The 15,141-nt window shown below is 67.6% G+C and carries 12 protein-coding genes; all 12 read left to right on the top strand.

Going from position 1 to position 15,141, the window contains the following annotated elements:
• Positions 1-101: 101 nt before the first annotated feature.
• The 12 genes from L1081_RS13065 to L1081_RS13010 all read left to right on the top strand — a co-directional run bounded on the left by L1081_RS13065 (position 102) and on the right by L1081_RS13010 (position 15,118).
• Positions 102-2,294 carry a thiamine pyrophosphate-dependent enzyme gene (locus tag L1081_RS13065; RefSeq protein ID WP_489412601.1) on the top strand — a complete coding sequence of 731 codons (2,193 nt, stop codon included), beginning with the start codon at positions 102-104 and terminating at the stop codon, positions 2,292-2,294.
• A gap of 4 nt (positions 2,295-2,298) precedes the next feature.
• Positions 2,299-3,807 carry an indolepyruvate oxidoreductase subunit beta family protein gene (locus tag L1081_RS13060; RefSeq protein ID WP_489412600.1) on the top strand — a complete coding sequence of 503 codons (1,509 nt, stop codon included), beginning with the start codon at positions 2,299-2,301 and terminating at the stop codon, positions 3,805-3,807.
• A 20-nt stretch (positions 3,808-3,827) separates the two neighbouring features.
• Positions 3,828-4,820 carry a 2Fe-2S iron-sulfur cluster-binding protein gene (locus L1081_RS13055; protein ID WP_489412599.1) on the top strand — a complete coding sequence of 331 codons (993 nt, stop codon included), beginning with the start codon at positions 3,828-3,830 and terminating at the stop codon, positions 4,818-4,820.
• A 19-nt stretch (positions 4,821-4,839) separates the two neighbouring features.
• On the top strand, positions 4,840-6,153 hold the full coding sequence (locus tag L1081_RS13050; protein ID WP_489412598.1) for a Rieske 2Fe-2S domain-containing protein: 1,314 nt from the start codon (positions 4,840-4,842) through the stop codon (positions 6,151-6,153).
• The gene (locus L1081_RS13045) at positions 6,153-6,641 is read left to right on the top strand and encodes an aromatic-ring-hydroxylating dioxygenase subunit beta (protein WP_489412597.1); all 489 of its coding nucleotides are present in this window, start codon (positions 6,153-6,155) and stop codon (positions 6,639-6,641) included. The genes L1081_RS13050 and L1081_RS13045 overlap by 1 nt, the downstream gene beginning before the upstream one ends.
• Before the next feature lie 10 nt (positions 6,642-6,651).
• Positions 6,652-8,277, top strand: coding sequence for an AMP-binding protein (locus L1081_RS13040; protein WP_489412596.1), 1,626 nt, complete (start codon positions 6,652-6,654; stop codon positions 8,275-8,277).
• Complete coding sequence (locus tag L1081_RS13035; RefSeq protein WP_489412595.1) at positions 8,274-9,446, top strand: thiolase C-terminal domain-containing protein; 1,173 nt, start codon at positions 8,274-8,276, stop codon at positions 9,444-9,446. The genes L1081_RS13040 and L1081_RS13035 overlap by 4 nt, the downstream gene beginning before the upstream one ends.
• On the top strand, positions 9,443-10,696 hold the full coding sequence (locus L1081_RS13030; protein WP_489412594.1) for an SDR family NAD(P)-dependent oxidoreductase: 1,254 nt from the start codon (positions 9,443-9,445) through the stop codon (positions 10,694-10,696). The genes L1081_RS13035 and L1081_RS13030 overlap by 4 nt, the downstream gene beginning before the upstream one ends.
• 16 nt (positions 10,697-10,712) lie before the next feature.
• Entirely contained in the window at positions 10,713-11,528 is an 816-nt protein-coding gene (locus L1081_RS13025) for a cyclase family protein (RefSeq protein ID WP_489412593.1), read from the top strand.
• A 139-nt stretch (positions 11,529-11,667) separates the two neighbouring features.
• A complete protein-coding gene (locus L1081_RS13020) occupies positions 11,668-12,390 on the top strand; it encodes an SDR family oxidoreductase (RefSeq protein ID WP_489412592.1) in 723 nt (240 codons plus the stop codon).
• A 54-nt stretch (positions 12,391-12,444) separates the two neighbouring features.
• A complete protein-coding gene (locus tag L1081_RS13015) occupies positions 12,445-13,611 on the top strand; it encodes an ABC transporter substrate-binding protein (protein WP_489412591.1) in 1,167 nt (388 codons plus the stop codon).
• Between the two features lie 361 nt (positions 13,612-13,972).
• Complete coding sequence (locus L1081_RS13010) at positions 13,973-15,118, top strand: ABC transporter substrate-binding protein (RefSeq protein WP_489412590.1); 1,146 nt, start codon at positions 13,973-13,975, stop codon at positions 15,116-15,118.
• Positions 15,119-15,141: the final 23 nt, after the last annotated feature.

The following is a 15,141-nucleotide window of genomic DNA, read 5'->3' as shown; positions in this document are numbered from 1 at the left end:
AGGGTAATTCATGATTGTGGATACATTCATTTGTCAACATTATAGAAAGCACGGTGCGGCAGCTTGCACGCACCGTCCCACGAGAGAGAACAAGGACCGACATGGCTGAGCGTTCGTTCGTCGAAGAAGTCAAGAAGCTGCGGCTTTCGGGCGGAGATGTGTTTCGCGGTGAAGGCATTCTGGCGGTCACCAAGGCACTGCTCGAATCGGGAGTTTCCTATGTGGCGGGGTACCAGGGGGCACCCATTTCGCACCTGATGGATGTGCTGGCCGATGCGCAGGACATCCTGGCCGAGCAGGGCATCCGCTTCGAGAACAGCGCGAGCGAGGCCACCGCGGCCGCCACGCTGGCCGCTTCCGTCAACTACCCATTGCGCGGCGCCGTCACCTTCAAGGCCACCGTGGGTACCAACGTGGCCTCCGACGCGCTGGCCAACCTGGCTTCGGGCGGCGTGACCGGCGGCGCGCTGATCATCGTGGGCGAGGACTACGGCGAGGGCTCCTCGATCATGCAGGAGCGCAGCCATGCTTTCGCGATGAAGTCGCAGATCTGGCTGCTCGATCCGCGGCCCAACCTGCCGAGCATTGTCGATGCGGTGAAGCAGGGCTTCGATCTTTCGGAGGCGAGCAACACGCCCGTGATGCTGCAGCTGCGCATCCGCGCCTGCCATGTGCATGGCCACTTCATTGCCGGCGACAACAAGCGCGCGAAGTTCACGCTGAAGGACGCGCTCGAGAATCCGCAGCGCGACGTCGGCCGCATCGTGCTGCCGCCCGCGAGCTTCGTGCACGAGCAGGAGAAGGTGCGGGAACGCTGGCCCGCGGCCGTGCGCTTCATCGAGGAGCGCAAGCTCAACGAGTTCTTCTCGGAAGACGCCGACGACATCGGCATCATCGTGCAGGGCGGCAGCTACAACACGCTGCTGCGCGCGCTGGAGCGGCTCGGCCTGGCCGACGTGTACGGCAACACGCAGGTGCCGCTCTACGTGATGAACGTGGCCTATCCGGTGATCGAGAGCGAGGTCATCCGCTTCTGCGAAGGCAAGCGCGCGGTGCTGATCGTGGAAGAGGGCCAGCCCAACTTCGTAGAGCAGAACCTCGCGACCATCCTGCGGCAGGCGGGTTCAACCACCGCGCTGCATGGCAAGGACATGCTGCCCGTGGCCGGCGAGTACACCGCATCCGAACTGCTGAAGGGTGCGCGCAGCTTCTGCGAGCGCTATGAATGCCTCGCGCCGCTGCCGGTGACTCCGCCGGTGCGCAAGGTGATTCCGCTCAAGGAAGTGGCAGCCATCGGCGTCGATGCCGCACCAGAGCCGGCGCAGCCGTCCACCTCGCTCGCCGAGGTCGTGCATGCGCGCCCGCCGGGCTTTTGCACCGGCTGCCCCGAGCGGCCGATCTTCAGCGCGATGAAGCTGGTCGAGCGCGAGCTGGGTCCGCATCACGTGAGCGCCGACATCGGCTGCCACCTGTTCTCGATCCTGCCGCCCTTCAACATCGGCAACACCACCATGGGCTACGGCCTGGGCGGTGCCGGCGCGGCGGCGCTCAATGCACCGGCAGGCAAGCGCGCGATCTCGATGATGGGCGACGGCGGCTTCTGGCACAACGGCCTGACCAGCGGCGTGGCCAACGCGGTGTTCAACAAGAGTGACAACCTCACCATCGTCGTCGACAACAACTACACCTCGGCCACGGGTGGGCAGGACATCCTCTCGTCGAATGCCGTCAACAAGACGCGCAGCACCGGCCACGAGATCGAACGTGCGGTGCGCGGCGTGGGCGTGGAATGGGTCAAGACACTGCGCCGCACCTACGATGTTGCCGGCATGCGCGACGCACTGAAAGAAGCGCTCACCACGTCGAAGAAGGGCCCCAAGGTCCTGATCGCACAGTCGGAGTGCATGCTCAACAAGCAGCGCCGCGAGAAGCCGCTGGTGCGCAAGGCCATTGCGGACGGCAAGCGCATGGTGCGCGAGAAGTTCGGCGTCGATTCCGACACCTGCACCGGCGACCACTCGTGCATCCGCCTGTCGGGCTGTCCTTCGCTCTCGATCAAGCCCAATCCCGATCCGTTGCGCAGCGATCCAGTGGCCACGGTGCTCGACAGCTGTGTGGGCTGCGGCGTGTGCGGCGAGGTTTCGCATGCGGCGGTGCTGTGCCCTTCGTTCTACAAGGCGCAGATCGTGAGCAACCCGAGCCGCTGGGACCTGCTGCGCGAGCGCGTGCGCGCCGCCATCATCGGCTGGCTGCAGCGCGGCGAAGCGCGCCGCCGCGAAACCTATGCCTTCTGAAGCGATGACGAACAAGGTGCAACCGATCAAGATCGCGATCCTTGCCATGGGCGGGGAGGGCGGCGGCGTGCTGGCCGACTGGATCGTCGACATGGGCGAGGCCAACGGCTACGTCGCGCAGACCACCTCGGTGCCCGGCGTGGCGCAGCGCACCGGCGCCACCATCTATTACGTCGAGCTGTATCCCAATGCGCAGGCCGAGGCGGACGGCGGCCGGCCCGTGCTCGCGCTGATGCCGTTGCCGGGCGATGTCGACGTGGTGCTGGCCTCGGAACTCATGGAGGCGGGGCGCGCAGTGCAGCGCGGGCTCGTCACCGGCGACCGCACCACGCTGATCGCGTCGACGCACCGCGTGTTCTCCATTGCCGAGAAGAGCGCGCTCGGCGACGGCCGCGTCGACAGCGCGCAGCTGCTCGCGCACACCGGGCGGGCCGCCAAGCGCTTCATCCGCTTCGACATGGCGCAGGCGGCCGAAGCTTCGGGCAGCGTGATCAGCGCCGTGCTGTTCGGCGCGCTGGCCGGCTCGGGCGTGCTGCCGTTCAGCCGCGCGCAGTTCGAGGCCACCATCGAGCGCGGCGGCGTGGGCGTGAAGCCCAGCCTCAAGGCCTTTGGTGCGGCGTTTGCGCGTGCGCAGGGTGGCGACGACGGCGAGGCGCTGCCCGAAGCGGCGGCTGCCATGCCAGCGCCGCGGCCGCGCCATCCGGCCGTGCGTGCATTGGTCGAGCGTGTGCAGCGCGAATTTCCCGCCGCATCCCACGACCTGCTGCTCGAAGGCGTGCGCCGCCTGATCGACTACCAGGACACGGCCTACGCCAGCCTGTATCTCGATCGCATGGCCGCCGTCGCAGCGCTGCCGGACCATGGCGACCAGCGGCTGCTGCGCGAAACCGCGCGCCATCTTGCGCTCTGGATGTCGTACGAAGACACGGCCCGCGTCGCCGCGCTCAAGACCCGCGCCACCCGCTTCGAGCGCGTGCGCGGCGAGGCCCGCGTGCAGCCGGGCCAGGTGCTTGCCATCAACGAATACATGCATCCGCGCCTGCAGGAAATCTGCGAGACGCTGCCGGGCGGCATTGGCCGCTGGCTCATGAACTCCACGCTGCCGAAGAGGATCGTCGAGCGCTTCACGCAGCACGGCCGCGTGATCCAGACCAGCTCGCTGCACGGCTACCTGATGCTGCGCACGGTGGCCGCCATGAAGCGCTGGCGCCGCTCGACGATGCGCTATGCGGAGGAAAACCGCCGCATCGAGGAATGGCTGCAGCGCATCGCCGCCACCGCCCAGCGCAACCCCGACCTGGCCGTCGAACTCGCGCAGTGCCAGCGACTGGTCAAGGGCTACAGCGACACGCACGAGCGCGGCATTCGCAACTACGACACCGTGATGCGCGCGGTCGAGCGCGCCGGTGCGGGGCTGGCCCCGGCCACGCTGCGCGAGCTGCGCGATGCGGCGCTTGCCGACGAACACGGCCACAAGCTGCAGGCTGCGCTGGCGCAGCACGCATTGGCCTGAAGAGACAAGACGGACGCACGATGACCGCTCCCACCGCCACGCTCCGGCTTCGCATTGCCGAAGCGCGCCAGCTCAATCCGCTGATCCGCATGCTGCGATTGCGCGCGGAAGATGGCCGCGCGCTGCCCGGCTTTGCGGCCGGCGCCCACATCCGCGTGCAGGTCTCGCTGCCGGACGGCAAAACTGACTGGCGCCACTATTCGCTGATCAACTTTGCGACCGAGCGCAATGCCACCAACGCGCCGACGGAATACGTGATTGCCGTGCGCAAGGAAGCCGAGGGCCGCGGCGGCTCGCGCTTCATGCACGAAGGGCTGAACGAGGGCGACACGCTCGCCATCGAGGCACCGAAGAACGACTTTCCGCTGCACACCGGCCCTGGCGGCTCAGTGCTGGTGGCGGGTGGCATCGGCGTCACGCCGCTCGCCGCCATGGCCGCACGCCGCCGCGCCGAGGGTGCCCCGGTGCGCATGCACTATGCCGGCCGCAGCCGCGATCTGATGGCCTTCCTGCCCGAGCTGGAGGCGCTGCTCGGCGACGACCTGCGCGTGCATGCCGACGCCGAAGCCGGCGCGCCGCTCGACATCGACGCGCTGCTCGACGGCGTGCCCGCCGGCGACCGCCTCTACGTCTGCGGCCCCAAGGTCATGCTCGACGCCGTGCTCGCCCGCACCCAGGCGCGCGGCTGGGAACACGACCGCGTGCACTTCGAACTCTTCACCGAACCGGTCGCGGAAGAAGGCGACCAGCCCTTCGAGGTGGAGCTTGCCCAGACGGGCCAGCGCTTCACCGTGCCGGCCGGCCAGAGCATCCTCGACTGCCTGATCGAGCACGGCTGCGACCCGATGTTCGACTGCAAGCGCGGCGAATGCGGCGTGTGCGCCACGCCCGTGCTCGAAGGCGAGATCGATCACCGCGACTACGTGCTGACCGCCCGCGAGAAGGCGGAAGGCAATGTCATGCAGATCTGCATCTCGCGTGCCAAGGGTGCGCGCCTGGTGCTCGATATCTGAAGCAGGAGCCACGAGAACCATGACCTCGTACCGAGACAACCCCGATGCCATCCGCGCGCTGGTGCAGAACGACCGCGTGCACCGCGACCTGTACACCAGCCAGGAGCTGTTCGAGCTGGAGCAGGAGCATTTCTTTGCCAACACCTGGAACTACGTCGGCCACGAGAGCCAGCTGGCCAAGCCCGGCGACTGGATCAGCAACGAGATCGCCGGCCGCCCGCTGATCGTGGTGCGCCACGCCGACGGCAGCGTGCGCGCGATGATGAACCGCTGCGCCCACAAGGGCTCGCGGCTGGTGAACGGGCCTTGCGGCAACACCGGCAAGTTCTTCCGCTGCCCGTACCACGCGTGGACCTTCAAGACCGACGGCTCGCTGCTGGCCATTCCGCTCAAGTCCGGCTACGAGAACACCGCGCTGCACGCGTGCGAATCGGCCAAGGGACTGACCACGCTCGCGCATGTGCGCAGCCACCGCGGCTTCATCTTCGTGAAGATCAGCGATGCGGGGCCGGACTTCGACGAATACTTCGGCGATTCGCTGAGCTCCATCGACAACATGGCCGACCGCTCGCCCGAGGGCGAACTGGAAATCGCGGGCGGATGCCTGCGCTTCATGCACCAGTGCAACTGGAAGATGTTCGTCGAGAACCTCAACGACACCATGCACCCCATGGTGGCGCATGAGTCGTCGGCCGGCACCGCCAAGCGCATGTGGGCCGACAAGCCCGAGGACGAGCCCAAGCCCATGGCGGTGGAGCAGTTCGCGCCCTTCATGTCCGACTACAAGTTCTTCGAGGACATGGGCATCCGCACCTACGATAACGGCCACAGCTTCACGGGCGTGCACTTCAGCATCCACAGCAAGTACAAGGCGATCCCGGCCTATGACGACGCCATGAAGGCGCGCTACGGCGAGGAGAAGACCGCGCAGATCCTTGGCATGGCGCGGCACAACACGGTGTACTACCCGAACCTCACGATCAAGGGCGCGATCCAGGCGATCCGCGTGGTCAAGCCGATCTCGGCCGACAGGACGCTGATCGAGAGCTGGACCTTCCGCCTGAAGGGCGCGCCGCCCGAACTGCTGCAGCGCACCACCATGTACAACCGGCTCATCAACTCGCCGTTCTCGGTAGTGGGGCACGACGACCTGCAGGCCTACCGCGGCATGCAGGCCGGCCTGCATGCAAGCGGCAACGAGTGGGTGAGCCTGCATCGCAACTACGACCCGTCGGAGCTCGAGGGCGGAGAGATCACCACCGGCGGCACCAACGAGCTGCCGATGCGCAACCAGTACCGCGCGTGGGTCCAGCGCATGACGGAGACCATGTGATGGCCGGCATCGAAATCACCCGGCAGGACCTGATCGACTTCGTCGTGAACGAAGCGCACCTGCTCGACACGCGCCGCTACGAGGAGTGGAATGCGCTCTTCACCGACGATGCCTTCTACTGGGTGCCGCTGGTGCCCGACCAGGAAGACGGCCTCAACCACACCTCGCATCTCTACGAGGACAAGCTGCTGCGCGAACTGCGCATCGAGCGCCTCAAGAGCCCGCGCGCGTTTTCGCAGCAGCCGCCGAGCCGCTGCCACCACCTGCTGCAGGTGCCCGTGGTCGAGCAGTTCGACGCCGAGGGCAACCGCTTCGTGGTGCGCACCGAATTCCACTACACCGAATCGCAGGGCGACGAGCTGCAGTTCTATGTCGGCACCTTCTTCCATCACCTCGCGGTGCAGGACGGCGCGCTGCGCATGACGCTCAAGCGCGTGAACCTGCTCAACTGCGACGCGGCCCTGCCGGCCGTGCAGCTCTTCATCTAGCAGGGACGCGATGCCACACGCCACCGTCCACGACGTCTTTGCAGCCACCGCGGCCCGCACGCCGCAGGCCGAATTCCTGTTCACCGAATCGGTGACCGCGGCTGCCTACGGCATCCCGGCGGGTGCCATTCGCTGGGGCGAGGCTGCCGCCGAGGTCGAACGCCTTCGCACGGCCTATGCGCAAGCCGGTTATGGGCACGGCCACCGCGTCGGCCTGTTGCTGGAGAACCGGCCCGCATTCCTGTTCCACTGGTTCGCGCTCAATGCGCTGGGCGCGAGCGTGGTGCCAATCAACGCCGAGATGCGCTCGGCCGAGCTGGTCTACCTGATCGGCCACAGCGAAATCGGCCTTGCCGTCACGCTTCCCGAGCGTGCCGCCGACCTGCGGGCAGCAGCGGCTCAAGCCGGCGTGTCCTTCGAGACCATGGGTCCGGACGATGCCGTGCCCCGCGCGAAGACTCCCGCACCGCGCGCCCACGAGCCCATCGGTGTCGACACCGAATGCGGCCTGCTCTACACCTCCGGCACCACCGGCCGCCCCAAGGGCTGCATCCTGAGCAACGCCTACTTCCTGCGCGCGGGCGAATGGTATGCGGCGCTCGACGGCGTCTGCAGCATCCAGCGCGATGCCGAGCGCGTCATCACGCCGCTGCCGCTCAACCACATGAATGCGATGGCCTTCTCCACCATGGTGGTGCTGGTTGCGGGTGGCTGCCTGGTGCAGCTCGACCGCTTCCACCCGAAGACCTGGCTCGCCAGCGCACGCGAAAGCGGCGCGACCATCGTGCACTACCTGGGCGTGATGCCGGCCATGCTGCTGTCCGCACCCGCATCGGCGGCCGACCGCGACCACGCCATCCGCTGGGGCTTCGGTGCCGGCGTCGACCGCAAGAACCACGCGCCCTTCGAAGAGCGCTTCGGCTTCCCATTGGTCGAGGCCTGGGCCATGACCGAGACCGGCGCGGCCGCCTGCATCATGGCCAACCGCGAGCCGCGCTTGGTGGGCACGAGTTGCTTCGGCCGGCAGGAGGACTTCGTTCAGATCCGCCTCGTGGGCGAAGACGGCAGCGACGTCGGTACCGATGCGCCGGGCGAGTTGCTGGTGCGCTCGGCCGGCGGCGACCCGAAGCGCTACTTCTTCTCCGGCTACCTGAAGGACGAGGAAGCCACGCGCGAGGCATGGGCCGGCGGCTGGTTCCACACCGGCGACCTCGTGCGCCGCGATGCCGAAGGCAACTTCTTCTTCGTCGACCGCAAGAAGAACGTGATCCGCCGCAGCGGCGAGAACATCTCGGCCGTCGAAGTGGAAAGCGTGCTCAACCAGCACCCGGCAGTGAAGGCTTCGGCCGTGGCCGCCACGCCCGACGCGGTGCGCGGCGACGAGGTGCTGGCCTGCATCGTGGTGCGCGAAGGCGCCGATGCATCGCAGCGCGGGCAGCTCGCCGCCAGCATCGTCGAGCATGCGCTCGCGCAGCTGGCCTACTACAAGGCGCCGGGCTACGTGGCCTTCGTCGATGCGCTGCCGCTCACGCCGTCGCAGAAGATCCAGCGCGGCCAGCTGCGCGAGATGGCGCAGTCGCTGCCGGGCCAGGGCCATTGCATCGACACGCGCTCCATGAAAAAGAGGCAGGCATGACGAAGCGACGGCTCTCCTACGAAGGCGTCGCCGTCGCGGTGCCCATCACCGTGCCCTATGTGCGCTACTCCACGCGCACCGCGCACTGGTTCATCGGGCAGGCCATCGAGGCGCTGGTCGAAGCCAGCGGCGTGGCCAAGGAACAGATCGACGGCCTGTGCCTCAGCAGCTTCTCGCTCGCGCCCGACACGGCCGTGGGCGTCACGCAGCACCTGGGCCTGTCGCCGCGCTGGCTCGACCATGTGCCCACGGGCGGTGCCTCGGGCGTGATGTGCCTGCGCCGTGCGGCGCGCGCCGTGCAGGCGGGTGATGCCGACATCGTGGCCTGCGTGGGCGCGGACACCAACCACGTCGACTCCTTCCGCCAGACGCTCGGCAGCTTCAGCAACTTCGCACGCGATGCGAGCTATCCCTACGGTTCCGGCGGGCCCAACTCGATCTTCGCGTTCATCACGGCCAACTACATGCGCACCTACGGCGCAAGGCGCGAGGACTTCGGCCGCATCTGCGTGGACCAGCGCACCAATGCGCTCGGCAATCCGAACGCGATGTTCAAGAAGCCGCTCACGCTCGACGAGTACATGGCCGCGCGGCCCATCTCGGACCCGATCCACCTGTTCGACTGCGTGATGCCCTGCGCGGGTGCCGACGCCTTCCTCGTGATGAGCGAGGAGCGTGCGCGCGACCTCGGTCTTGCGCACGTGGTGATCCGCGGCGCCATCGAGCGCCACAACGCCTATGCCGACGATCCGGTGATGGTGCAGGGCGGCTGGCGCATGGACCGCGACGATCTCTACGCCCAGGCTGGCGTGCAGCCCGCCGCGCTCGACTTCGTGCAGACCTATGACGACTACCCGGTCATCGTGATGATGCAGTTCGAGGACCTGGGCTTTTGCGAGAAGGGCGAGGGCGCGGCTTTCGTGCAGGCCAACACGATGACTTTCGACGGCAGCTTTCCGAACAACACGAGCGGCGGGCAGCTCTCGGCCGGGCAGGCCGGTGCGGCGGGCGGCTTCCTCGGCATGGTCGAGGCGATCCGCCAGTTGACGGATCAAGCCGGCAAGCGCGCAGTGCCGAATGCGCAACTGGGCCTCGTCGCCGGCTTCGGCATGGTGACTTACGACCGCTGCCTGTGCACAGGCGCCGTCATTCTCGGAAGACCCGCATGACGATGCCCTTGATGCGCCCCCCGCGCAAGAACCCGGTGCTGCGCACCCGGCAGATGAACCTGCCGCCTGGCGCGCGCGGCCGCGTGGCGCTCGGCCTCACAGCGGCCGCTGCCGAAGGCCGCTTCGAACTGCAGACCTGCGAGCAATGCGGCACGGTGCAGTACCCGCCGCGCGAGGTCTGCCACAAGTGCCTCTCGGCCTCCTTGCGCTGGCGCGCACAGAGCGGCGAGGGCGAGCTGCTCGGCAGCACCACGCTGCACCACAGCAACGACCTGTTCTTCCGCGAGCGGCTGCCCTGGCGGCTGGGCCTGGTGCAACTGGATGCCGGCCCGACGCTCATGGTCCATCTGCATGGCGAGGTCGGCGATGCGCCGCAACGAGTGCGCGTGGGAGCCCGTCTCGACCGCGCGGGCCAGGCCGTTCTCATTGGTTTTCCGTTTGAAGGGAGTCCCCACATGGCCGACGACAAGATGCTGCGTGAAATGACCAGCGATCCGAAGTTCCGCAAGGTGCTGGTGACCGACGGCAAGACCGAGGTGGGCCAGGCCATCGTGCGCGCGCTGGTGAAGGCCGGCGCCGACATCGTCTGGGTCGGCCATGCCGAGCCGTGGAAGAAGATGGGCGAGGGCCTGGACGACATCTCGGCGCTGCCGCAAGTCACGCTGGTGCCGCTGGACCTGACCAACGGCCGGCAGGTGACCGAGCTCGCGGGCTCCATCGGCGGCAAGGTCGACATCGTGATCAACAACGCGGAGGTGCACCGCACTTTCGGCATCGGCGCGCGCCGCGGCACCGACGTGGCCAAGGCCGAGATGGACATCAACTACTTCGGCCTGCTGCGCCTCGCGCAGGAGTTCGGCCCCGCGCTCAAGGGCCGCTCGGCCGACGGCGCGACGGGTGCCACGGCCTGGGTCAACCTGCTGTCGATCTACGCGCTCAGCAACTTCCCGCCGCACGGCACCTTCAGTGCCTCGAAGGCCGCGGCGCACTCGCTCGCGCAGTGCCTGCGCGCCGAGATGCGGCCGGCCGGCATCCGCGTGATCAACGTGTTTCCCGGCCCCATCGATGACGAATGGAACCAGCACACACCGCCGCCCAAGCTGGCTCCATCTGCGCTGGCCAACGCCATCGTCAAGGCGCTGCGCGACGGCGTCGAGGACGTGTATCCCGGCGACGTCGCCCAGGAGTGGCTGGAACGCTGGCGCGACAACCCGAAGGTGCTCGAACGCGAACTGGCCGCAGGCGGCTGAGAACAGGAGCCACACGATGACGACAACCACCACTGAACTGATGTCCGCCACCGAAATCCTCGGCGGCCTCGTGACCGCGATGGCCAGCGGCCGCATCCGCGTGATCGACCTCACGCAGACGCTCACGCCCGAGTTCCCGCAGATCGCCTTGCCGCCCGAGATGGGCCAGTGCTGGCCCTTCCGCATCGAGGAAGTGTCGAAGTACGACGAGCGCGGGCCGGGCTGGTACTGGAACAATTTTTCCTGCGGCGAGCACACGGGCACGCACTTCGACGCGCCGATCCATTGGATCTCGGGCCGCGACCTGCCGAACAACTCGGTCGATACCATTCCCGTGCAGCACTTCGTGGCGCCGGCCTGCGTGATCGACTGCTCGGCCGACGTGCAGGCCAACGACGACTACCTGCTGAGCGTGGCCGACATCGAGCGCTACGAAGCGGCGCACGGCCGCATTCCGAAGGGCGCGTGGGTGCTGATGCGCACCGACTGGTCCAAGCGCAGCGACCCCGAGGCGTACCAGAACTTCGACGAGACCGGCCAGCACACGCCCGGCCCGAGCACCGAGGCCGTGCGTTTCCTGGTCGAGCAGCGCAACGTGCTGGGCTTCGGATCGGAGGCCATCGGCACCGATGCAGGGCAGGGCTACCACCTGCGGCCGCCGTACCCGTGCCACTACTACATGCACGGCGCGGGGCGCTATGGGCTGCAGTGCCTGAGCAACCTCGACCTGCTGCCGCCCTCGGGCGCGGTGCTGATCTGTCCGCCGCTCAAGATCGAGAGGGGCAGCGGCAGCCCGCTGCGGGTGCTGGCGCTGGTGGGAGCGCCATCATGATCCGCGGTGCCGACTTTGGCTCCTTCTCCCGCTTGCGGGAGAAGGCGGGGGATGAGGGGGCTTGCGAAGGTGGCAGGGGACACCCTCACCCCAACCCTCTCCCGCAAGCGGGAGAGGGAGCAAGTCGGGGAGAGCGCGCATGAACAAGGTAGCTGCAGTCACCGGCGGCAGCGCCGGCATCGGCAAGGCGATCTGCGATGACCTGCTCGCGCAGGGCTACGAGGTGGTCTCGCTCGCGCGCCGCAAGGCCGGCATCGACCATCCGAAGCTGCACAGCATCGAGGTCGACCTGAGCGACCGCGCCGCCACCGGCGAGGCGGTGCGCGAACTGGTCGATCGCTTTGCGCCGACCACCATCGTCCACAACGCCGGGGTCATCCGCGCGGCCTTGCTGCCCGAAGTGAAGCTCGAGGACCTCGATGCGCTGGTCGACCTGCACCTGGCCTCTGCGATCCAGCTGGTGCAGGGCGCATTGCCTGCGATGCGCGCGCAGCGCTTCGGCCGCGTGGTGCTGCTGTCGTCGCGCGCCGCGCTGGGCCTGGCCACACGCACAAGCTATTCGGCCACCAAGGCCGGCATGCTGGGCATGGCGCGCACCTGGGCGCTCGAACTTGCCGCGGACGGCATCACCGTGAACGTGGTGGCGCCGGGCCCGATCCGAACCGACATGTTCTACGACGTGGTCGAGGCCGGCAGCGAGAAGGAACGTGCGCTCGCCGCCTCCGTGCCGGTCAAGCGCCTTGGCGAATCGGCCGACGTGGCGCGCGCCGTGCGTTTCTTCGCCGACCCGGACAGCAGCTTCATTACCGGGCAGGTGCTCTACGTCTGCGGCGGCACCAGCGTCGGCAGCCTCGCCCTCTAGTTTTTCTCCGCGTTCATTCGTTCCGTTCAAAAACATCACCTCTGGAGCATCGCCATGAAAGTCCTGAACCGATTCCGTGCCATTGCGGGTATTGCTGCGGCCTTCGGCGCGCTGAGCGCAGCGGGCGCGTGGGCGGCCGATCTCAAGGTCGGCTTCATCACGTCGCTGTCGGGTCCGGTGTCGTCGCTCGGCATTCCCTACGAGAAGGGCATGAAGGCCGCCATCGCCTACCAGGCGGACATCGGCGGCCGCAAGATCCAGCTGGTGCAGCTCGACGATGCGTCCGACCCGTCCACAGCCGCGCGCAACGCGCGCAAGATGATCGACGAGGACAAGGTCGACGTGATCATCGGCACGGCCGGTTCGCCCGGCGCGCTGGCCATTGCCGGCGTGGCACGCGAAACGAAGACGCCGCTGATCTCGATCGCCAACGCCAACCTGCCGGGCGAGGAAGGTGCATGGATGGTCACGCTGCCGCAGCCTGCGCCGCTGATGGTGAGCGCGGTGGTCGAGCGCATGAAGAAGTCGGGCGTGAAGACGGTCGGCTACATCGGCTTTTCCGACGCCTGGGGCGACCTGGTGTACGGCGCGCTGCAAAAGAGCGCGGAGCCGGCGGGCATCAAGATCGTCTCGAACGAGCGCTATGCGCGCGCCGATTCGTCGGTGACCGGCCAGGTGCTCAAGATCGTGGCACTGCGGCCTGACGCGGTGATCACCGGCACCTCGGGCACGCCTGGCGCGCTGCCCTACCTGGCGCTCGCGGAGCGCGGCTACAAGGGCCAGATCTACGGCATGCACGCGCTGATCAACCCGGACTTCGTGCGCGTGGGCGGTGCCTCGGTCGAAGGCCTGCTGGCACCTACCGGCCCGGTGATCGTGGCCGAGCAACTGCCGAGCGAAAACCCGATCCGCAAGGTGTCGATGGATTTCCGCGCGGCCTACCAGAAGGCCAACGGCGCACCGCCGACCGATGCCTTCTCGGCCTACACCTTCGATGCCTGGCTGCTGTACCTCGACGCGGCCCAGCGCGCGCTCGCCACCAAGGCCGAACCCGGCACGCCGCAGTTCCGGCTCGCGCTGCGCGACGCCATCGTGAGTACCAAGGAGCTGGTGGGCACGCACTCGGTCTACAACTTCAAGCCGACGGACCGCTATGGCTCGGATGAACGTTCGCGCGTTGTCGTGAAGCTCGAGAAGGGGCAGTGGAAGCTGGTTCCCTGAAATGACTGCTTGCTTTCCTTTGCGTCCTGCTGTGGGTCATTCAGGGCGCGCTCCCGCCGACGGGGTACCTTGCTCCGCGAATGTCCTCCGGCCTGTGGCCTCCCCCTTGATTTCGCTGCGCAAGGCACCCCATCGACGGGAGCGTTGTTCAGAGCGGTCGTTGATCAGAGATGCGCAACGAGCGTGCCCTCGTGCACAGGGCATCGGGTGCTCCCCGCAGCGAAATCAAGGAGGAGCCCGAAGGGCGGGGGACATTCGCGGAGGGGAGTACCCGGTGGCCTGTGCACACGCCCTGAACAACAGCGCCCCGAACAGTAGCGCAAGACAACCCAAAAAGACACCACAAGCTGGAGCACCAACAATGAAACAGAACCTGACCCGAATCCTGGCACTCACTGCAGCAGCATTCGCGGCCGCACAAGCCATGGCGGCCGACCTCAAGATCGGCTTCATCAGCTCGCTCTCCGGCCCGGTCGCGGCTTTGGGCGTGCCGTACGAGAAGGGCATTCGCGCCGCCATTGCCGAGCATCCGGAAATCGGCGGCCGCAAGGTCCAGCTGATCGTGCTCGACGATGCCTCCGACCCCACCACCGCCGGCCGCAATGCGCGCAAGCTCGTGGTGGAAGACAAGGTCGACGTGCTGATCGGCACCTCGGGCGTGCCGGGCGCGATGGCCATTGCCTCCGTGGCGCGGGAACTCAACACGCCGCTGATCTCGCCCACGCCCGTCACCATCCCCGGCCCCGAAGGCGCGTGGACCGTCACGGTGTCGCAGCCATTCCAGCTCATGGTCGCGGCCGTGGTCGAGCGCATGCAGAAGTCCGGCGTGAAGACCGTGGCCTTCATCGGCTTTTCCGATGCGCTGGGCGACCTGGCTTACGACTCGCTCGTGAAGAGCGCCGACAAGGCCGGCATCAAGGTGGTGGCGAACGAGCGCTATGCGCGCAGCGACTCGTCGGTGGCGGGGCAGGTGCTCAAGATCGTCGCGCAGCGGCCCGATGCGGTGTTTGCCGGCAACTCGGGCACGCCCGGCGCACTGCCCTACCTCGCGCTCGCCGAGCGCGGCTACAAGGGAAAGATCTACGGCACGCACGGCCTCATCAACGCCGACTTCGTGCGCGTGGGCGGCGCTTCCATCGAAGGCCTGCAGGTGCCCAGCGGCCCCGTGCTGGTGGCCGACCAGCTGCCCGACAGCAACCCGATCAAGAAGGTGTCGATGGGCTTTCGCAGCGCCTACCAGAAGGTCAACGGCGCGGTGCCGACGGATGCCTTCTCGTCGTACACCTACGACGCCTACCTGCTGCTGGCCGATGCCGCCTCGCGCACCAAGGGCGAGCCGGGCACGCCGCAGTACCGCAGCGCGCTGCGCGATGCCATCGCCGGCACCAAGGAATTGGTGGGCACGCACGGCATCTACACCTTCAAGCCTGACGACCGCTATGGCTCCGACCAGCGCGGCGTGGTGATCGTGCAGATGAACAAGGGCCAATGGAAGCTCGTGCCCTGAGCACGTGCTGAACGAACGTCGAC

The organism is Variovorax sp. MSC1_012, from assembly GCF_023667525.1.
GTDB classification, from domain to species: domain Bacteria; phylum Pseudomonadota; class Gammaproteobacteria; order Burkholderiales; family Burkholderiaceae_C; genus Variovorax; species Variovorax beijingensis_B.
Note: the sequence above shows the minus strand (reverse complement) of the source record. Positions and strands in the feature narration are given on the sequence as shown.